The organism is Pseudomonas glycinae, from assembly GCF_001594225.2.
Classification (GTDB): Bacteria; Pseudomonadota; Gammaproteobacteria; order Pseudomonadales; family Pseudomonadaceae; genus Aquipseudomonas; species Aquipseudomonas glycinae.
The window spans coordinates 6,208,727-6,228,601 of record NZ_CP014205.2 but is presented as its reverse complement, the minus strand read 5'-3'; the positions used below and the strand labels follow the sequence as shown (position 1 = coordinate 6,228,601).

Annotated in this window: 15 protein-coding genes and 2 tRNA genes; 10 read left to right on the top strand and 7 right to left on the bottom strand. The window is 60.4% G+C overall.

The window, feature by feature from the left end; genetic code table 11:
- The gene (locus AWU82_RS28525) at positions 1 to 3,213 is read left to right on the top strand and encodes an ATP-binding protein (protein WP_064378817.1); all 3,213 of its coding nucleotides are present in this window, start codon (positions 1 to 3) and stop codon (positions 3,211 to 3,213) included.
- A 4-nt stretch (positions 3,214 to 3,217) separates the two neighbouring features.
- Here the strand turns inward: AWU82_RS28525 and dkgB are convergent, their stop codons facing one another.
- The gene (dkgB, locus tag AWU82_RS28520) at positions 3,218 to 4,021 is read right to left on the bottom strand and encodes a 2,5-didehydrogluconate reductase DkgB (protein ID WP_064378818.1); all 804 of its coding nucleotides are present in this window, start codon (positions 4,019 to 4,021) and stop codon (positions 3,218 to 3,220) included.
- 222 nt (positions 4,022 to 4,243) lie between these two features.
- Here dkgB and AWU82_RS28515 point away from each other — a divergent pair, with 222 nt between their 5' ends.
- The 4 genes from AWU82_RS28515 to AWU82_RS28500 all read left to right on the top strand — a co-directional run bounded on the left by AWU82_RS28515 (position 4,244) and on the right by AWU82_RS28500 (position 8,491).
- Positions 4,244 to 5,110 carry a pirin family protein gene (locus AWU82_RS28515; protein ID WP_064384030.1) on the top strand — a complete coding sequence of 289 codons (867 nt, stop codon included), beginning with the start codon at positions 4,244 to 4,246 and terminating at the stop codon, positions 5,108 to 5,110.
- 139 nt (positions 5,111 to 5,249) lie between these two features.
- Positions 5,250 to 6,692 (top strand): mechanosensitive ion channel family protein, encoded by a 1,443-nt coding sequence (locus AWU82_RS28510; protein WP_064378819.1) that lies wholly within the window; start codon positions 5,250 to 5,252, stop codon positions 6,690 to 6,692.
- 75 nt (positions 6,693 to 6,767) lie between these two features.
- On the top strand, positions 6,768 to 7,562 hold the full coding sequence (locus AWU82_RS28505; RefSeq protein ID WP_064378820.1) for an exodeoxyribonuclease III: 795 nt from the start codon (positions 6,768 to 6,770) through the stop codon (positions 7,560 to 7,562).
- A 101-nt stretch (positions 7,563 to 7,663) separates the two neighbouring features.
- Entirely contained in the window at positions 7,664 to 8,491 is an 828-nt protein-coding gene (locus AWU82_RS28500; protein WP_064378821.1) for an arylamine N-acetyltransferase family protein, read from the top strand.
- 3 nt (positions 8,492 to 8,494) lie between these two features.
- Here the strand turns inward: AWU82_RS28500 and AWU82_RS28495 are convergent, their stop codons facing one another.
- The gene (locus AWU82_RS28495) at positions 8,495 to 8,824 is read right to left on the bottom strand and encodes a BrnA antitoxin family protein (protein ID WP_011333334.1); all 330 of its coding nucleotides are present in this window, start codon (positions 8,822 to 8,824) and stop codon (positions 8,495 to 8,497) included.
- A gap of 348 nt (positions 8,825 to 9,172) precedes the next feature.
- Here AWU82_RS28495 and AWU82_RS28490 point away from each other — a divergent pair, with 348 nt between their 5' ends.
- Positions 9,173 to 10,693 carry a nucleobase:cation symporter-2 family protein gene (locus AWU82_RS28490; RefSeq protein ID WP_064378822.1) on the top strand — a complete coding sequence of 507 codons (1,521 nt, stop codon included), beginning with the start codon at positions 9,173 to 9,175 and terminating at the stop codon, positions 10,691 to 10,693.
- A gap of 121 nt (positions 10,694 to 10,814) precedes the next feature.
- Here the strand turns inward: AWU82_RS28490 and AWU82_RS28485 are convergent.
- A tRNA-Asn gene (locus AWU82_RS28485) sits at positions 10,815 to 10,890 on the bottom strand.
- A gap of 228 nt (positions 10,891 to 11,118) precedes the next feature.
- Between AWU82_RS28485 and AWU82_RS28480 the strand changes: the two genes are divergently transcribed.
- Positions 11,119 to 11,349, top strand: coding sequence for a hypothetical protein (locus tag AWU82_RS28480; protein ID WP_064378823.1), 231 nt, complete (start codon positions 11,119 to 11,121; stop codon positions 11,347 to 11,349).
- Here the strand turns inward: AWU82_RS28480 and AWU82_RS28475 are convergent.
- Together AWU82_RS28475 and AWU82_RS28470 are read right to left on the bottom strand one after the other, a co-directional pair.
- Positions 11,346 to 11,546 carry a hypothetical protein gene (locus AWU82_RS28475; RefSeq protein WP_007956421.1) on the bottom strand — a complete coding sequence of 67 codons (201 nt, stop codon included), beginning with the start codon at positions 11,544 to 11,546 and terminating at the stop codon, positions 11,346 to 11,348. The genes AWU82_RS28480 and AWU82_RS28475 overlap by 4 nt on opposite strands.
- Positions 11,547 to 11,658: 112 nt before the next feature.
- The gene (locus AWU82_RS28470; protein WP_039770139.1) at positions 11,659 to 12,855 is read right to left on the bottom strand and encodes an amino acid aminotransferase; all 1,197 of its coding nucleotides are present in this window, start codon (positions 12,853 to 12,855) and stop codon (positions 11,659 to 11,661) included.
- Positions 12,856 to 13,191: 336 nt separating this feature from the next.
- Here AWU82_RS28470 and uvrB point away from each other — a divergent pair, with 336 nt between their 5' ends.
- Complete coding sequence (gene uvrB / locus AWU82_RS28465; RefSeq protein WP_064378824.1) at positions 13,192 to 15,207, top strand: excinuclease ABC subunit UvrB; 2,016 nt, start codon at positions 13,192 to 13,194, stop codon at positions 15,205 to 15,207.
- A gap of 60 nt (positions 15,208 to 15,267) precedes the next feature.
- On the opposite strand, the gene AWU82_RS28460 is transcribed toward uvrB, so the two are convergent.
- The gene (locus AWU82_RS28460) at positions 15,268 to 16,818 is read right to left on the bottom strand and encodes an MDR family MFS transporter (RefSeq protein WP_064378825.1); all 1,551 of its coding nucleotides are present in this window, start codon (positions 16,816 to 16,818) and stop codon (positions 15,268 to 15,270) included.
- A complete protein-coding gene (locus tag AWU82_RS28455; RefSeq protein ID WP_064378826.1) occupies positions 16,808 to 17,857 on the bottom strand; it encodes an HlyD family secretion protein in 1,050 nt (349 codons plus the stop codon). Before AWU82_RS28455 ends, AWU82_RS28460 begins: the two co-directional genes overlap by 11 nt.
- Before the next feature lie 230 nt (positions 17,858 to 18,087).
- On the opposite strand from AWU82_RS28455, the gene gltX reads away from it, so the two are divergent.
- Both gltX and AWU82_RS28445 read left to right on the top strand, forming a co-directional pair.
- Positions 18,088 to 19,569, top strand: coding sequence for a glutamate--tRNA ligase (gene gltX / locus AWU82_RS28450; RefSeq protein ID WP_007956429.1), 1,482 nt, complete (start codon positions 18,088 to 18,090; stop codon positions 19,567 to 19,569).
- Positions 19,570 to 19,771: 202 nt separating this feature from the next.
- Positions 19,772 to 19,847: transfer RNA gene (locus AWU82_RS28445), tRNA-Ala, on the top strand.
- The last annotated feature ends 28 nt before the right edge of the window (positions 19,848 to 19,875 follow it).

Below are 19,875 nucleotides of genomic sequence, written 5' to 3'. Positions count from 1 at the left end.
ATGAAGAGCCTGTTGCGATGCGTCCTGCTGCTGATGCTGTTGCTTGCGGGCACAGCGCAGGCGGCGACGGGCGCTCAAAGGCTTGAAATCGTTTCCCGCACCCGCCTGGAAGGCGTGCAGGTTCGCCTTGATGAGCAGGACAGACAGTGGCTGAGCGCGCATCCGGTATTGCGCATCGGTGCCTCCTGGCCGGATTACCCCCCCTTTGAGCAGACCCGCAAGCGCCATGAACTGGAAGGTCTCACGGCTGATTACGCCGATGCGATCGCGCAGGTGCTGAACATCGCTGTTGAGGTCTGGTGCTATCCGGACCGCGAAAGCGCCATGGTGGCGCTCAAGGCCGGGGATCTGGATCTGCTGGGCACTTCGAACAACTTCGAACTCGCCGACCCGGACTTGATATTGTCCCGTGCCTACGCCGAGGATCAGCCGATGTGGGTGACCCGGCTCGACGAACCTTTGCCTGGCGATCTGGCCGGCAAGCGAATCGCCATGGTGGACGACTACCTGCCAGCCTCGACCATCGAGCAGGCTTACCCGCATGCCTCCCTGCAGCGTTACCGCTCGATTCTCGATGCCCTCGGCGCTGTCGCGTTCGGTCGGGATGCGCTCTACCTCGGCGACTTCATCAGCGCCAGCTACCTGATCAACACCCATTTCCAAAACGACCTGCAACTGGCCGGGCCCTCGGGCCTCGACGCCAACCCGTTCGGCTTTGCCCTGGCTCGCAGCAACATCCGCTTGAAACGTCTGGTCGACAAGGCCCTGCTGGCCATTCCCATGGAGCAGCGCCTGGCCATGGAACTGCGCTGGAGCGCCGGTCGAGCCGATATAGCGGCGCAGTCGCGGGTGAGCCTGAGTGACAGCGAGCAACAATGGCTGGATCAGCACCCGGTGGTGCGGGTCGGCGCTGTCGATGATTTTGCGCCACTGACATTCTTCGACGCCGATGGCCGCTTCAGTGGTCTGGTCGCTCAATTGCTCAACCTGATCAGTCAGCGCAGTGGCCTGACATTCGAGGTGGTGCGCGGTCAATCTCTGGATCGTCAGGTCGAGCAACTCAGAAACGGTGAGCTGGACCTGTTGCCGGTGATGACACCGAGCCGCGAGCGCGAAACGCAAATGTTGTTCACTCGCTCGTACGCCAACAGTCCCTTTGTCTTGATCACCGAGTCGAAGGCACAGGCACCGCGCAGTCTCGAAGAGATGGCGGGTAAACGTCTGGCGCTCTATCGCGGCAATCCGCTGCGTGATTACTTGCTGGAACACGTGCCGCAGATCAACCTGATCGAATTGCCGAGCCCGGCGGACGGTACGCGGGCGCTGTTTGATGGTCGGGCCGATGCGACATTGAGCTCGTTGCTGGTGGCGCGTTATCAGATCGATCACCAGTACCGTGAGCGCTTGCGCATAGCCTCTACGCTGGGGGATCAACCGGCCCGGATCGCCATGGCCACGGCGCCCGATGCCCCGCAGCTGCAGTCGATTCTGAACAAGGCGCTGCTGGGCATTGCACCTCAGGAAATCGACGGTCTGGTCGCGAGATGGAGTCGTAACGTGGTGCTGCAGGACAGCTATTGGCAGCGCCATCGAGAGCAGATATTGCGCGGGTTTGCCGTAGCCGCCGGTCTGCTGTTGCTGGCATTGGGCTGGATCGCCTTTCAGCGCCGGCAGATTCGCCAGCGCCAGCAATGGTTGTTGCAGTTACGTGAGGCCAAGGAGGCGGCCGATGAGGCCAATCGTGCCAAAAGCACGTTTCTGGCGACCATGAGTCATGAAATCCGCACACCGATGAATGCCCTGATCGGCATGCTTGAACTGGCTCTCAAGCGTGCCGATGAAGGCGTGACCGATCGCCAGGCGATCGAAGTGGCGTCCAGCGCCGGGCAGCAGTTGCTGGCATTGATCGGCGATATCCTCGACATTGCCCGCATCGAGGCCGGACATTTGTCGCTGGCCCCCGAACGTGCCAACCTGCGCGAGGTGGTGGCGTCGGTGTGTCGGATTTTCGAAGGCCTGGCCCGACAGAAGCCTTTATTGTGGAACGTAGAGCTCGATGAACGCAGCAACGTCGAGGTGATGATCGATCCCCTGCGTTTCAAGCAAGTGCTGTCGAACCTGCTGAGCAATGCAATCAAATTCACCGATGCCGGGGAAGTGAGCCTGTGTTTGCGCGTGTTCGGCGAGCAGAACGGGCAGATTGATGTGGGCGTGATCATTGAAGACAGCGGTCGGGGGATCAGTCGCGACGATCAGCAGCGGTTGTTCCGCCCGTTTGTCCAGGTCGGCGACGTTCACTCTGTGGCGCAGAGCGGTTCCGGCCTGGGGCTGGTGATCAGTCGCAATCTGTGCCGGATGATGGGCGGCGATTTGTGGGTGACCAGCGAGCCGCAGAGGGGGACGCAGGTCATGCTGCGACTGGAGCTGCCAGTGCTGGCGCCGCGGGTGCAGAAGGACGCAGCGGCACCTGCGGTAACAATGACAAATTCACTGAACGTGCTGGTGGTGGACGACCATCCGGTCAATCGCCTGCTGTTGTGCCGGCAGTTGAGTGAACTCGGCCATCGCCCCGTTGACACCGATGGCGGTGAGCGCGCGCTGGCACTGTGGCGCGGGCAATCGTTCGATGCTTTGATCACTGATATCAACATGCAGGGGCTTAATGGTTATGAGCTGACGCGCGCGGTGCGTCAGGAAGAAGCCGCGACGGGCAGGGCGCCCTGCCTGATTCTCGGATTTACCGCCAATGCGCAAATCGAAGAAAGGCAGCGCTGCCGGGCGGCCGGAATGAACGATTGCCTGTTCAAGCCGGTGCTGCTGCGCGAACTGAGTCAGGCGCTGATGGCCGCCGGGGCAGAGACGCAGGTCGAGAGCCTGGACGAGTCGGCGGTGGCCGAGTTCGATCTGAGTGCGCTGTTGCAACTGGCAGGCGCGCACAACCCGCTGATCGAACAATTGCGTGAGGAGGTACGTAACAGTCTGCGCCTCGACCTGCAGCGTCTGGACGCATCAGGTCTTGATCGTGATGTCTTGCGTGATCTGGCGCATCACGTCACGGGCGGGGCGCACATGATTTGTGCCGAGCGCGTGGTCTCGGCGTGTCGGGTACTCGAGCAGGCCTGCCGTGACGATCAGCCCGCAGCGGCATTGACGGCCGCCATCGATTCGCTGCGCGTGGCCATGCGCGACCTCGCGCAGCAGCTTCAGGCCTGATCGGTCAGTCCCACTGCGGCGCGATGCCTTTGGGGCTGGTCAGGCGATGGCCGCGATCCAGTGTGGCGATCAGCGCCATGTCGGCGTCGCTCAGGGTCAGCGCCGTGGCGCTGAGGTTGCCTTGCAGGTTGGCGCGTTTGGTCGACGACGGAATCACCGCGTAGCCCGATTGCATCGCCCACGCCAGGGTGACCTGCGCCGGGGTGGCTTGCAGACGCTCGGCGATCTGCACGATCAGCGGATCCTTCAACACTTCGCCGTAGGCCAGGGTCATGTAGGACGTGATCTGAATGCCCTGACTCTGGGCGAATTCCACGACCTTGCGGTTTTGCAGGTAAGGGTGCAGTTCAATCTGGTTGGTGGCGATATTTTCCGCGCCGACCGCAGCAATCGCCTGTTTCATCAGGTCGATGGTGAAGTTGGACACGCCGATCTGCCGGGTCAGGCCCAGGCGTTTGGCTTCCAGCAGCGCGCCCATGAACTCTTCGACTGGCACCTGATCTTCCGGCGACGGCCAGTGGATCAGCGTCAGGTCGAGGTAGTCGGTCTGCAGTTTTTGCAGGCTCGCCTTGAGGCTTTCGATCAGGCGGTCCCTGGCGAAGTTGGCGATCCAGATCTTGCTGGTGATGAACAGCTCTTCACGGGCAATGCCGCTGCCAGCGATGGCTGCGCCGACGTCGGCCTCGTTTTCGTAGATCTGTGCGGTGTCGATGACCCGGTAACCCAGTTCAAGGGCAGTGCTCACCGAATCGATGACCACCTGACCTTGCAGGCGAAACGTACCAAGACCGAAAGCGGGAACAGACATGCAGGAACTCCAGGGTTGCAGTGGGAATGGGCAGGAGTATCCGCGTCTGATTCCTTGGGAAAAACCGCTGTCGGGGCAAAGTACTGTTGACTGAAAAGCACGAATCACCGAGTTCGATCATCGTTCCATCAGTAGAACGATGAGGACGGTTTTGGCTGACTAGTGCTAAATACGTGGCGAATTTATGATCAGCCCATGATCAACCTGATTTCGGAGCCCACCATGAAAAAACTGATCGGTATCTACACCAGCCCTCGCGGCCACTGGGTCGGCGATGGGTTTCCGGTGCGCACCCTGTTTTCCTACGACAACCTGGGCAAGCACATCAGCCCGTTCCTGCTGCTGGATCATGCCGGGCCTGCGCATTTCACCCCGACCACTGAGCGCCGTGGCGTGGGGCAGCATCCGCACCGTGGCTTCGAAACCGTGACCATCGTTTACGAAGGCGAAGTGCAGCACCGTGATTCCACCGGCAGCGGCGGCACCATCGGTCCGGGCGATGTGCAGTGGATGACGGCGGCTTCCGGCATCCTGCATGAAGAATTCCACTCGGAAAACTTCGCTCGAACCGGCGGCAATCTGGAAATGGTGCAGCTGTGGGTGAATCTGCCGGCCAAGGACAAAATGGCCGCGCCGGGTTACCAGACCATCCTGGACAGTGATATCCCGCAAATCGCGCTCAAGGACGGTGCCGGCAGCCTGCGCCTGATCGCCGGTGAGTTCGACGGTCACAAGGGCCCATCCCGCACGTTTACGCCAATCGATGTGTGGGACCTGCGCCTGAACGCCGGCAAGCTGCTTACGCTGGATCTGCACGAAGGCCGTAACACCGCGCTGGTGGTGTTGAAGGGTTCGGTACAGATCAACGGTGTGGAGTCGATGCGCGAAGGGCAACTGGCGCTGTTCGAGCGTGATGGCGATCGCATCACCCTCGAAGCCAGCCAGGACGCGGTAGTGTTGCTGCTCAGCGGCGAGCCGATCGACGAGCCGATCGTCGGTCACGGCCCGTTCGTGATGAACACCGAGCAGGAAATCCACCAGGCTTTCGCCGACTTCCAGTCCGGTCGCTTCGGCCAGATGCACGGCTGAAAAAACCGGCAGGCGCCACGTGCGCCTGCCGGTTTTTTTTGCGCACGCGCAGTGGCGCTCATCCCGCCAAATCAATTACTCCTACACTGAGCCCAATCTGTGCGATCTTCTCGCGACTGGCCCCTGTCGGAGTTGTTTGATGCTGTCTCTGCTCACCGATCATCCGTTGTTTTGCGCCTTGATCCTGATCCTGATCGATCTCGGTCTGTGGCGTCTGATCAGCGCCCACGGCAGCGCGTGGAAACTGTTGGTGCGGGTGCTGATTTTCGCCCTGTTCAGCATCCTGCTGTTCAACGAAGGGCTCAACCCGATGGAGCCTGCGCCGTGGGCCGACAACGTGCCGTTGCATCTGGCGGCGACCGGTTTGCAGATTGGTTGGTGGCTGTTCGGCGCGCGCACTCTGACGGTGTTGATCGGCGCGGTGATGATGCAGCGGGTCGGGCATACCGGGCGGTTGTTGCAGGATCTGCTGGGTGCGGTGATCTTCCTGATTGCGATCATCGCGGCGCTGGCCTATGTGCTGGATCTGCCGGTCAAAGGCGTGCTGGCGACCTCCGGTGCGTTGGCGATCATCGTCGGTCTGGCGCTGCAGAGCACCTTGAGTGACGTGTTTTCCGGGATCGTGCTCAACACCACCAAGCCTTATCAACTGGATGACTGGATTTCCATCGACGGCACCGAAGGCCGGGTCACCGACATTGACTGGCGCGCCACGCGCCTGCAAACCAGTCAGGGCAGCATGGCGGTGATTCCCAACTCGCTGGCGGCCAAGGCCAAGATCATCAACTTCAGCCGGCCGAGCAACATGTTCGGGGTTGCCGTCAGCGTGCAGGTCAGCCCCCATGCGCGGCCGAGTTCGGTGATCGATGCCCTGGAGCGCGCGATGCAGGGCTGTCGCCAACTGCTGGAGAACCCCGCGCCGAGTGTTGCGCTGAAGAGCTCCAGCAGTGCAGGCACCGAATATGAAATCAGCGGGTTCGTCGCCTCGATGAGTGAAAAGCGCGTGGTGCGCAATCAGCTGTTCGACCTGGCCTACCGGCATCTGCAAGCGTCCGGGGTCAATCTGCTGTCGAGTGATGAACCGGGTGTTCCGAGCAATCTCTCGCGACCTCGGGCGTTGCTCGACAGCTCGCCGATTTTCTCCACCCTGCGTCAGGAGGAGAAAGAAACCTTCAGCCAGAACATGACCCTGCAAACCTTCCGTGCCGGCGAGATGATTCTGGCGGGTGGGGAGGTCAGCGATCACTTGTTCATCATTGAGTCCGGCGTGGTCTCGGTGACGCTCAAGCGCCACGGCACGCCGTTCGAGTCCGGACGGATGGGGCCGGGCGAAGTGATCGGCGAGGCGGGGATTGTGTCCGATACCTCATTGCCGGCCGACTTCTCCGCCAAGACCTTCTGCGCGCTGTACCGCATCGAGAAGTCTTATCTCAAGCCGTGCCTCGATGCCCGTCACGACATCAACGATGCGATGAAGGCGCTGCTCGATTTCCGCCTGCACAAGGCGCAATCCCTGACCGAAGAAACGCCGGTAGCGGCGCCGAAGAAAGGCTTCCTGCAATGGCTGCGCAATCGCGTGTAAAAGGAGGATCCAACGCAACCGTCGCGGGGGAATCGGTGTCACAGGTTCTATCGGTCAATGGCAGGAGCCCGGACGATGAAAAAAATGCGCATTGCCACGTTCAACGTCAACGGCCTGCGTGCCCGTCTGCCAAATCTGCTGGAATGGCTCAGGCGCGAGCAGCCGGACATCGTCTGCTTGCAGGAGCTGAAACTGGTGGACAGCGCGTTTCCTGCCGCCGATCTGGAGGCCGCCGGTTACGGCGCTATCTGGCACGGTCAGGCGTCTTGGAACGGGGTGGCGATTCTTGCCCGCGATGCGCAACCGCTGGAGAGCCGGCGCGGTTTGCCCGGCGATCCCGACGATAAACACAGCCGCTACCTCGAAGCGGCGGTGCATGGGGTGTTGGTGGGGTGCCTGTATCTGCCCAATGGCAATCCGCAACCTGGGCCGAAGTTCGACTACAAGCTGGCCTGGTTCGAGCGTCTGATCAAATACGCCCGGGATCTGCGAAGCAGCGATCACCCGGTGGTGCTGGCCGGCGATTACAACGTAGTCCCCACCGATCTGGATATCTACAACACCCGGTCCTGGCTCAAGGATGCGTTGTTGCAACCGGAGAGCCGCGAGTGCTTCCAGCGCCTGCTGGATCAGGGCTGGACGGACTCTTTGCGGCATCTGTATCCCGAAGATCGGCTGTACACGTTCTGGGACTATTTCCGTCAGCACTGGCAGAAGAACTCCGGGCTGCGGATCGACCATCTGCTGCTCAATCCGACACTGAGCCCTTATCTGCACAAGGCCGGTGTGGATGCCTGGGTGCGCAACGAACCGCATGCCAGCGACCACGCGCCGACGTGGATTCGCATCGATTCGCGTAAAAGACGCTAGCCGGTGATTGGTTAATTCAATTGTCGATTCGATGCCCGGATCCCGTATACATGGCGACCATCGGCGGAACGATCCGCGCCCCCATGCAAAAGGACCCAGCCATGAGCGAGTCACGCCTGACGAATCTGCAACAGTACCTGCAACGCCTGGGATTCGATGCGCCCCCGGCGCCGACCCTTGAAACCCTGCGCCTGTTGCAACTGCGCCATACCGGCGCCTTTCCTTTCGAAAACCTGTCGACGCTCAGTGGCGAACCCGTCCTGATCGATCTGCCCTCCATTGAGCGCAAGGTCCTGTACAACGCCCGTGGCGGTTACTGCTACGAGCTGAACAATCTGTTCCTGGCGTTGCTGCTCGAGCTGGGGTTCGATGCGCGGGGGATCAGCGGGCGCGTGGTCATGAATCAGCCCGAAGGCAGCTGGACCGCGCGCACCCATCGCTTGAGCCTGGTGACCATTGACGGGGTGCGCTACATCACCGACGTCGGCTTCGGCGGCATGGTCCCGACCGCGCCGCTGGTGCTGGATACCGACGCCGAGCAATCCACGCCGCACGAACCGTATCGCATCGAAGTGCAGGCCGATGGCTACATGCTGCGGGCCAGAGTCGCTGGCGAATGGCGGCCGATGTATCTGTTCGATCTGCAGCGCCAGGAAGACATCGATTACATCCTCGGCAATTGGTACGTCTCGACCCACCCGGACTCACCATTTGCCCAGCGCCTGATGGTGGCGCGTACGGGCGACGGCTGGCGGCGCACCTTGAACAACGGCAGTTTCGCGATCCACCGTATCGGCGCCGAGAGCGAGCGGCGTGAAGTGACGGATGTCGATGAACTGATCGAATTGCTGGAACGGGAATTCGGCTTGCGCCTGCCGCACCAGCTCGGTGCGCGAGAGGCTCTGGCGCGCTTGATTCGGCCAGTTTGAACGCTACGGTTTGACGTCCGGTTCCAGTACCCGCCGGATCTCGTTCACGGCCGCCGACAGTTTTTTCTCAAGGCTCTTGAGGTCGGTGGCGGTGATGCCTTGCTTGAATTGCCCGCTTGAATCTTCGAGTTCAACAGCTGCCCCACGGCTGTTAAGCAATGCATGGCGCAGGGTGTTGTTGATGACCGTCTGATAGCCAAACCCCTCGCTTTCAGCGACCTCGCGCGCGGCTTCGATCACCGCGTCATCGAGCATGATGGTGATGCGCGTTTTACCCTTGGTGGGAGCAATGGCGCCGCGTTTACCGTCGCTGAAATTGTATTCATCTTTCATTGATCATCTCTGCGCAAAGTTGCCATCGCTCGCTGGGCTCGAATGGGTTGGCAGCATTCTTGCTTTTGTCGAACTGAATCTTGAATGACTTCGCTATGCATACTTTGTATGCATAAAAAGGAAACGATTGTGCCGTCGGTCGCCATGAACACTTCAGCCCAGGCGGATAAAACGTGCACTCGATTGAGAATGTGCTGCCGGATTTGTGGGGGATGAAAGTAGCGGGATAGAAGGTTGGGTGGCTAGCTAACCATTATGTGACTGATAAGTTGTATACAAGTCTATGGACATTTGTCCTGACTCTTGCATACAGTGTGTGCATAACAAAAACCAGGGAACTCCCCCACCATGAAAACGCCCCATGTTTCACACCAACGGCCCGAGGACGAGAATCTCGGGGTCGGCGCGAATATGGCTTACGGCCTGCAACACGTTCTGACCATGTATGGCGGTATCGTCGCGGTGCCACTGATCATCGGTCAGGCCGCCGGGCTTTCGCCGGCGGACATCGGTCTGTTGATTGCTGCTTCATTGTTTGCGGGGGGGCTGGCCACGCTGCTGCAAACCCTGGGTTTACCGTTTTTCGGCTGTCAGTTGCCGCTGGTGCAGGGCGTATCGTTCTCCGGCGTTGCCACGATGGTGGCGATTGTCAGCAGTGGCGGGGAGGGCGGCTTCCAGTCGGTGCTCGGCGCGGTGATTGCGGCGTCGCTGATCGGCTTGCTGATCACGCCGGTGTTCTCGCGAATCACCAAGTTCTTCCCGCCGCTGGTCACCGGCATCGTGATCACCACCATCGGCCTGACGCTGATGCCGGTGGCCGCACGCTGGGCCATGGGCGGCAACAGTCACGCCCCGGACTTCGGCAGCATGCAGAACATCGGTCTGGCGGCGGTCACGCTGGTGCTGGTGTTGCTGCTGAGCAAGGTCGGCAGTTCCACCATCTCGCGTCTGTCGATCCTGTTGGCCATGGTGATCGGCACGGTGCTGGCGGTGTTCCTCGGCATGGCGGACTTCTCCAATGTCACCCAAGGCCCGATGTTCGGCTTCCCGACGCCGTTCCATTTCGGCATGCCGACCTTCCACTTCGCCGCGATCCTGTCGATGTGCATCGTGGTCATGGTGACCCTGGTGGAAACCTCGGCGGACATCCTGGCGGTCGGTGAAATCATCGGCACCAAGGTCGACTCCAAGCGTCTGGGCAACGGCCTGCGGGCGGACATGCTGTCGAGCATGTTTGCGCCGATCTTCGGCTCGTTCACCCAAAGCGCCTTCGCCCAGAACGTCGGGCTGGTGGCGGTGACCGGGATCAAGAGCCGCTATGTGGTAGCGACCGGCGGAATCTTCCTGGTGATCCTCGGCCTGCTGCCGTTCATGGGGCGGGTCATCGCAGCCGTGCCGACCTCGGTACTCGGCGGTGCCGGTATCGTGCTGTTCGGCACCGTGGCAGCGAGTGGTATCCGTACGCTGTCCAAGGTCGATTACCGCAACAACGTCAACCTGATCATCGTCGCCACCTCGATCGGTTTCGGCATGATCCCGATCGCCGCGCCGAACTTCTATGATCACTTCCCGAGCTGGTTCGCGACCATTTTCCATTCGGGCATCAGCTCGTCAGCGATCATGGCGATCTTGCTGAACCTGGCGTTCAACCATTTCACGGCGGGCAACTCGGATCAGCAGTCGGTGTTTGCGGCAGCAGAAGAGCGGACCTTGCGTTATCGCGATCTGGCCGCGCTGCGTGAAGGTGACTACTTCAGCGACGGTAAACTGCATGACTGCGACGGCAATGAAGTGCCGGTGATCGATCCGGATGCGGATCACGGTCATGGCGCGCCGAAGGTACATGCCAAGAGCAGCGAACACGTCTGACCGTTGTAGTTGAATGAAAAGGGCCGATCAGTTGCGAAACTGATCGGCCCTTTTTATGGCGCTGGCTTTTTCAATGCCCACAAAAAAGCCCCTAAATCTTTCGATTCAGGGGCTTTGTATTTGGCTCCACAACCTGGACTCGAACCAGGGACCCAGTGATTAACAGTCACTTGCTCTACCAACTGAGCTATTGCGGAATTGGTGCGTATGTTACTGATTTAAAAAGACTAGTCAAGCGCGAGATGTAAATTTGTTGGAAAGGTCAGGACGGGCGGCGGTTTATCGGCGATTGGCGGTTACCAGAACCGTAGCAGAGGTCTACCATGGCCGCCCGGAAGTGGTCACACGCGCTGCCGGCCATTCGCCGAAAAGGTATGCGCCATGAATAGTCCCATCCTCACCCATTGTCCTGTCGAGGTGTTCGCATGAGCACCGCACAAATCAGCCTGCCCAAAGGCGTCGGCCCGCACGCCGAAAAACTCTTCGACGCGATCACCCAGGCCGCCACGGCTGAAGAGCTGAACCGCGCAGGCGGCAAGGCCGAAGGTTTTGTCCTCGGCCTGGAAAGCACCAAGGCCATCAAGAGCCAGGTCGCCGAATCGCTTTACGTCGTTTATGACGATGCGGCGACTCAGCGTGCAACAGAACTGGTTTAGCCGCCGAAGGTGAAGGTGCCGAGCATCAGTTTGGCGTACAGCATCGTTGCGCCCAGTTGCACCAGCCACAGCGCCAGCCCACCGAGAAACACCCCGGCCGCGACTTGCAGCACCAGATTGTTGCCGCGCTTGGCCGGGGCGCGGGGGATGAAGTCATCCAGATCATCACGGTCGGCGCGCAGGTCATCGTTTTTCATGTTGTCTCTCTGAAATATCGTCTGTGTGCAGTCTAGAGGGTATGGCGGGTTTTCTTCAGACAAATAAAAAACGGGAAGCCCGAAAGCCTCCCGTTTTTATTGCCACGCCGGATCAGATGACCTGAACGATGGCGTCCGTCACGGCTTCGATGTTGCTCTGGTTCAGCGCGGCGACGCAGATGCGGCCGGTGTCCAGGGCGTAGATGCCGAACTCGTTGCGCAGGCGGTGAACCTGTTCGGTGGTCAGGCCGGAGTAGGAGAACATGCCGCGCTGGCGACCGACGAAGCTGAAGTCACGCTGCGGGGCTTTCTTCGCCAGCAGAGCAACCATCTGCTCGCGCATGCCACGAATGCGCAGGCGCATTTCAGCCAGTTCGGCTTCCCACTGAGCGCGCAGTTCCGGGCTGTTCAGCACAGCGGCAACGATGCTTGCACCGTGGGTCGGCGGGTTGGAGTAGTTGGTGCGGATCACGCGTTTGACTTGCGACAGTACGCGGGCGCTTTCTTCTTTCGATTCGCTGATGATCGACAGTGCACCGACGCGCTCGCCGTACAACGAGAACGACTTGGAGAACGAGCTCGATACGAAGAAGGTCAGGCCGGATTCAGCGAACAGACGCACGGCAGCGGCGTCTTCGGCGATGCCGTCACCGAAACCCTGGTAAGCCATGTCGAGGAACGGCACGTGACCTTTGGCCTTGACCGCTTCCAGCACGTTGTTCCAGTCCGCCGGGCTCAGGTCGACGCCGGTCGGGTTGTGGCAGCAAGCGTGCAGCACAACGATCGAGCCGTTCGGCAGGGCATTGAGGTCTTCCAGCAGGCCGGCACGGTTCACGTCGTGGGTGGCGGCGTCGTAGTAGCGGTAGTTCTGCACCGGGAAACCGGCGGTTTCGAACAGCGCGCGGTGGTTTTCCCAGCTCGGGTCGCTGATCGCCACGACGGCATTGGGCAGCAGTTGCTTGAGGAAATCGGCACCGATTTTCAGTGCGCCGGTACCGCCGACGGCCTGGGTGGTGACAACGCGGCCGGCTGCCAGCAGTGGCGAATCATTGCCGAACAGCAGCTTTTGCACGGCCTGGTCGTAGGCCGCGATGCCGTCGATCGGCAGGTAGCCACGGGAGGCGTGCTGAGCGGCGCGAAGGGTTTCGGCTTCGATGACGGCGCGCAGGAGTGGAATTCGCCCCTCTTCGTTGCAGTACACACCCACCCCGAGGTTGACCTTGTTGGTCCGGGTATCGGCGTTGAATGCTTCGTTGAGGCCCAGGATTGGATCGCGGGGTGCCATTTCGACAGCGGAGAACAGGCTCATTTTTACGGCAGCTCTATTGGAGAGTGGAGGGACGTGTGGCGCTCCAGCCGAATGCACTAGAGCGGTGCACAAACGGGGAGCTAGTATAGAGGCCATCATCGATCAATGGCGACAGGCGATTCGGCTTTTAAGGTAAGTTTTTCCGATTATTTCTCGACCGTTAGTCGAATGAACCTGTCGGAGACTTTACCGGATGTAGGACGTTTGCCTTGAAAGGCGAGGCAATCGGCTCCACATTCAGCACAATCTACGTTTTTCCTTGCGCGACATCGGTCGTTTGCGGTCATTCTCGTGGTGCTGCGGTTTGTCCGCAGCGTCGCGATTCCAGAGGTGTTTATGTCTGAATTCCAGCTCGTCACCCGTTTCGACCCCGCCGGCGATCAACCCGAAGCCATTCGCCAGATGGTCGAAGGCATCGAAGCCGGGTTGTCGCACCAGACATTGCTCGGGGTTACCGGGTCGGGCAAGACCTTCAGCATCGCCAACGTGATCGCCCAGGTGCAGCGTCCGACGCTGGTGCTGGCGCCGAACAAGACCCTGGCCGCGCAGTTGTACGGCGAGTTCAAGTCGTTCTTCCCGAACAACGCAGTCGAGTATTTCGTTTCCTACTACGACTACTACCAGCCCGAAGCCTATGTGCCGTCGTCCGACACCTTCATCGAGAAGGATGCGTCGATCAACGACCATATCGAGCAGATGCGGCTGTCGGCGACCAAGGCATTGCTTGAGCGCAAGGACGCGATCATCGTCACCACGGTGTCGTGCATCTACGGTCTGGGCAGCCCGGAAACCTATTTGAAAATGGTCTTGCACGTCGATCGCGGCGACAAGCTCGATCAGCGTGCGCTGGTGCGGCGCCTGGCCGACCTGCAATACACCCGCAATGACATGGATTTCGCCCGTGCGACCTTCCGTGTGCGCGGCGATGTGATCGACATCTACCCGGCGGAATCCGACCTGGAAGCGATCCGCATCGAGCTGTTCGATGACGAGGTGGAGAGCATTTCTGCGTTCGACCCGCTGACCGGCGAAGTCATCCGCAAGCTGCCGCGCTTCACCTTCTACCCGAAGAGCCACTACGTGACGCCCCGGGAAACCCTGCTCGACGCCATCGAGGGGATCAAGGTCGAGTTGCAGGAGCGCCTGGAATACCTGCGCAACAACAACAAACTGGTGGAAGCCCAGCGTCTTGAGCAGCGCACCCGGTTCGACCTGGAGATGATCCTCGAACTCGGCTACTGCAACGGCATCGAAAACTACTCGCGCTACCTGTCGGGTCGTCCGGCCGGTGCGGCGCCGCCGACGCTCTACGATTACCTGCCGGCCGATGCGTTGCTGGTGATCGACGAATCCCACGTCAGCGTGCCGCAAGTCGGCGCGATGTATAAGGGCGACCGCTCGCGTAAGGAAACTCTCGTGGAGTACGGCTTCCGCCTGCCGTCGGCGCTGGACAACCGGCCGATGCGCTTCGACGAGTGGGAAGGGGTGAGCCCACAGACGATTTTCGTCTCGGCCACGCCCGGCAACTACGAAGCCGAACACGCAGGTCGGGTGATCGAGCAAGTGGTGCGCCCGACCGGTCTGGTCGACCCGCAGGTTGAAGTGCGCCCGGCGCTGACTCAGGTCGACGATCTATTGTCGGAAATCACCAAGCGTGTGGCGCTGGAGGAGCGAGTGCTGGTCACCACGCTGACCAAGCGTATGGCTGAAGATCTGACCGATTATCTGGCCGATCACGGCGTGCGCGTGCGTTATCTGCACTCGGACATCGACACCGTCGAGCGGGTCGAAATCATCCGCGACCTGCGCCTCGGCACCTTTGATGTGCTGGTGGGGATCAACCTTCTGCGTGAAGGTCTGGACATGCCGGAAGTGTCGCTGGTGGCGATTCTCGACGCGGACAAGGAAGGCTTCCTGCGTTCCGAGCGTTCGCTGATCCAGACCATCGGCCGGGCGGCGCGTAACCTCAATGGCCGGGCGATTCTCTACGCCGATCGCATCACCGGTTCGATGGAGCGGGCCATCGGCGAAACCGAGCGCCGTCGCGAAAAGCAGATCGCCTTCAACCTGGCCAACGGCATCACGCCGAAGGGCGTGTTCAAGGACGTCGCCGACATCATGGAAGGCGCCACCGTGCCCGGTTCGCGCAGCAAGAAGCGCAAAGGCATGGCCAAGGCCGCCGAAGAGAACGCCAAATACGAAGCCGAACTGCGCTCGCCGAGCGAGATCACCAAGCGCATCCGCCAACTGGAAGAGAAGATGTACCAGCTGGCCCGCGACCTGGAATTCGAAGCGGCAGCGCAGATGCGCGACGAAATTGCCAAGCTGCGTGAGCGGCTGTTGACCGTTTAACGGATCGTTCCCACGCTCCGCGTGGGAATGCAGCCCTGGACGCTCTACGTCCGCTCAAGGTTAATGCGCCTCGCCGGCCTTCAGTCCGGCGGGCAATTTCTTGGTCAGCAAAATCGCCAACATGCTGATCCCCAGCGCAATCCCGACAAAATGAAACGCATCGTTGTAGGCCATGATCAGCGCCTGCTGATGCACGATCTCGCTCAACTTGCCCAACGCCGCCGTGTCACTGCCGAACCGATCGGTCAGCGACGCCAGGCGTTCGGCCACCTGCGGATTGGTCGGCACCACGGCTTCACGCAAATAATCGAAATAGGTCTTGGTGCGCGCATCCAGCAAAGTAGCGAGCAGGGCAATGCCGATGGCGCCGCCGAGGTTGCGCAAAATGTTGAACAGGCTCGACGCCGAACCCGCGTCCTGCGGCAGGATGTACGCCGTGGCGATCAGCGAAATGGTCACCATGATCAGCGGCTGGCCGAGGGCGCGGATAATCTGGATCTGGTTGAACTGCGGCCCGGCGAAATCCGGATTGAGCACCCCGGATGAAAAACTCGCCAGCCCGAACAGCCCGAAACCGATTGTGCACAGCCATTTCGGCGAGACGAATTTCATCAGTTTCGGCACCAGCGGAATCAGAAACAGCTGCGGCACGCCCATCCACATGATCACTTCGCCGATCTGCAGGGCGTTGTAGTTCTGGATTTGCGCCAGGTACAGCGGCAGCAGATAGATCGAACCGTACAGCCCGACGCCCATGCCGAGGCTGGAAATACTCGACAGCCCGAAGTTGCGATTGCGCAGGATGCCGAGGTTGATCAGCGGGTTGGGTTTGGAAATCTGCACGATCACAAAGGTGATCAGGCTCAGCAGGGCAATGCTGCCCAGCGTTACGATCAGGCTCGATTCCAGCCAGTCCTTGCGGTGGCCTTCCTCAAGGAAAACCTGCAGGCAACCGAGGCCGACACCCAGGGTGAGAATACCGGTGTAATCGGTGCTTTTCAGCAGCTCCCAGTGCGCTTCTTTCTTCTCCAGACCGTACATCAGCCCGGCGATCATGATCAGCCCCGGCGGGATGTTGATATAGAAGATGTACTCCCAGCCCCAATTTTCCGTGAGCCAGCCGCCGAGGGTCGGGCCGATGGATGGGGCGAAGGTGGCGGTCATGGCAAACATCGCCATGCCTTTGGCGCGGTGGTGTTCGGGGAGTTTGATCAGGGTCAGGGTGAACGCCAGCGGGATCAGCGCGCCACCGGTGAAGCCCTGCATGGCGCGAAACACGATCATGCTCTCCAGACTCCAGGCCATCGAGCACAACAGCGAAGAAATCAGAAATCCCAGCGACACCCACACCGCCAGCCGCCGTGCCGACAGCAACTGCACCAGCCAGGCGGTCAGCGGAATCATGATGATTTCCGCCACCAGATAAGACGTCGAAATCCACGAGCCTTCTTCCAGCGTCGCCGACAGGGCGCCCTGAATATCCTTGAGCGAGGAGTTGGTGATCTGGATGTCGAGCACCGCCATGAAGGCGCCGAGCATCACGCTCATCACCGCAATCCAGTCCCGCCGGGTCGGTTCGCCGACCGGGCGGATCAGTTGATCACCGGCCATTGTCCGGGGCGTCTTTGATATTCACGGTGGCGGTGACCGACATGCCCGGACGGATCTTGCCGCGCAACGGGTTATCGGCCTTGAAGGTCAGTTTGACCGGAATCCGCTGTACCACCTTGGTGAAGTTGCCGGTGGCGTTGTCCGGCGGCAACAGGCTGAACTGCGCGCCAGAGGCGGCGAACAGACTGTCGACCCGGGCTTCTATCGGCGTATCACCATAGGCGTCGAAAATCAGCTCGGCCTTCTGGCCTGGCTGCATGTGGCCGATCTGGGTTTCCTTGAAGTTGGCCTGCACCCAGATGTCTTCGTCCGGAACGATCGACAGCAGGTACGCACCGGCCTGCACCACTTGACCATTACGCGCGGCACGCTGGCCGATCAGGCCGCTGATCGGCGCGTGGATTTCGCTGCGGGTCAGGTTCAGTTCGGCCTGGGCGAGGTCGGCGCGGGCGTTGGCGATCTGCGCGTCGAGGCGTTTGATTTCGGCCGTCAGTGCGTTGACTTGCTGGCGCTGGCTCTGGGCATCGGCCTGGGCCTTGGCCACCTGCGAGCGGGCGATATGGGCGTCGGCGGAGAGGGTGGTGACCCGCTCCTCGGAGACGTAGCCGGGTTTGCGCAGGGTTTCTGCCCGCGACAAGTCCATCTGCGAGCGCCCGAGGGTGGCTTGCGTGGTTGCCACTTGCGCATCGCTGGCGGCGATCAGGCTTGCTTGCTGGGTCAGTTTGCTTTGGGCTTGCAGGCGCTCGGCTTCGCGGGTGGCGAGAGCGGCGTTGGCGCGATCGACGGCCAGACGGAAATCATTCGGTTCGAGACGGATCAGCAACTGGCCCTTTTCCACATGCTGGTTGTCCTGCACCAGGACTTCGTCGATGCGTGCGCTCAACTGACTCGACACGCGGGTGATTTCACCCTGGACATAGGCGTTGTCGGTGCTTTCATAAAAGCGTCCCTTGAAAAACCAATGGGCGAAAAAGCCCCCGGCAATCAGCAGGACCAGCAGCAGGAAAATCAACAGGCGACGCTTGAGTTGGGCAGGCATGGGCAAACTGTAGTCGAGGAATTGTAAGGAAAGTTATCAGCAGGCGAATCTGGCATACAGCCGATGAACGGTAAATGCCGTCTGTTGATATTCGGCCATTCACCACGGCCAACGGGCGTTCCAGGCGCAACCTTGGCTTAAATGCCCTGCCCGCTGGAGCGGGGCGGGTGTCGCCTGTTACCATTCGCCGCTTGATCGTTCTTTGCTTTTCATTCTTTTCGAGACATGCCATGACCACCGTCCGCACTCGCATCGCGCCATCGCCTACCGGGGATCCCCACGTAGGTACCGCTTACATCGCACTGTTCAACTACTGCTTTGCCAAGCAGCACGGCGGTGAGTTCATCCTGCGAATCGAAGACACCGATCAGTTGCGTTCGACCCGCGAGTCCGAACAGCAGATTTTCGATGCCCTGCGCTGGCTGGGTATCGACTGGAGCGAAGGCCCGGACGTTGGCGGTCCGCACGGTCCTTACCGTCAAAGTGAGCGCGGCGATATCTATCAGAAGTATTGCCAGCAACTGGTCGACATGGGCCATGCTTTCCCGTGCTTCTGCACCGCTGAAGAGCTGGACCAGATGCGCGCCGAGCAAATGGCGCGCGGCGAAACCCCGCGTTACGACGGCCGTGCACTGTTGCTGTCCAAGGAAGAAGTCGCCCGGCGCCTGGCTGCGGGTGAACCCCACGTGATCCGCATGAAGGTGCCTAGCGAAGGCGTCTGCGTGGTGCCGGACATGCTGCGTGGCGACGTCGAGATCCCGTGGGATCGCATGGACATGCAAGTGCTGATGAAGACCGACGGCCTGCCGACGTACTTCCTGGCCAACGTGGTCGACGATCACCTGATGGGCATCACTCACGTGCTGCGCGGCGAAGAATGGTTGCCGTCGGCGCCGAAACTGATCCTGCTTTACGAGTATTTCGGCTGGGAACAACCGGAGCTGTGCTACATGCCGCTGCTGCGTAACCCGGACAAGAGCAAGCTGTCCAAGCGCAAGAACCCGACTTCGGTGACGTTCTACGAGCGCATGGGTTTCATGCCTGAGGCGATGCTTAACTACCTGGGCCGCATGGGCTGGTCGATGCCGGACGAGCGCGAGAAGTTCTCGTTGCAGGAAATGGTCGACAACTTCGACCTCAAGCGCGTGTCGCTGGGCGGGCCGATTTTCGATATCGAGAAGCTGTCGTGGCTCAACGGCCAGTGGTTGCGTGATCTGCCGGTGGAAGAGTTCGCCGCGCGGGTACAGAAGTGGGCGTTCAACTCCGAGTACATGATGAAGATCGCGCCGCATGTTCAGGGCCGTGTCGAAACCTTCAGCCAGGTTGCACCGCTGGCCGGGTTCTTCTTTGCCGGTGGCGTGAACCCGGATGCCAAGCTGTTCGAATCGAAAAAGCTCTCGGGCGATCAGGTTCGTCAGTTGATGCAATTGATCCTGTGGAAGCTGGAAAGCCTGCGTCAGTGGGAGAAGGACAGCATCACCGCAACGATTCAGGCGGTGGTTGAATCCCTTGAGCTGAAGCTGCGTGACGCGATGCCGCTGATGTTTGCCGCGATTACCGGGCAGGCGAGTTCGGTGTCGGTGCTCGATGCAATGGAAATCCTCGGGCCTGACCTGACCCGTTTCCGTCTGCGCCAGGCGATTGACCTGCTGGGCGGCGTGTCGAAGAAAGAAAACAAAGAGTGGGAAAAGCTGTTGGGCGCCATCGCCTGATTGCGTTTGACTCTGCAGGACGCGCCGAAGGTCAGGATCTTTTGATCCTGTCCTTCGGTGTTTTCCCCCGAATTTACGGGGGGAGGGCGGTAAGTGATTGTAATGCCGACAAAAAATTTTGAAATTTTTCAAAAATAAGTTTGACAGCCTTTCGATACGCCCTTAAGATTCGCCCCGTCCTCAGCGATGACATCAACGATGAGGGGCTATAGCTCAGCTGGGAGAGCGCTTGCATGGCATGCAAGAGGTCGACGGTTCGATCCCGTCTAGCTCCACCAATTTACACTTCGAAGCCTGGCCACACCG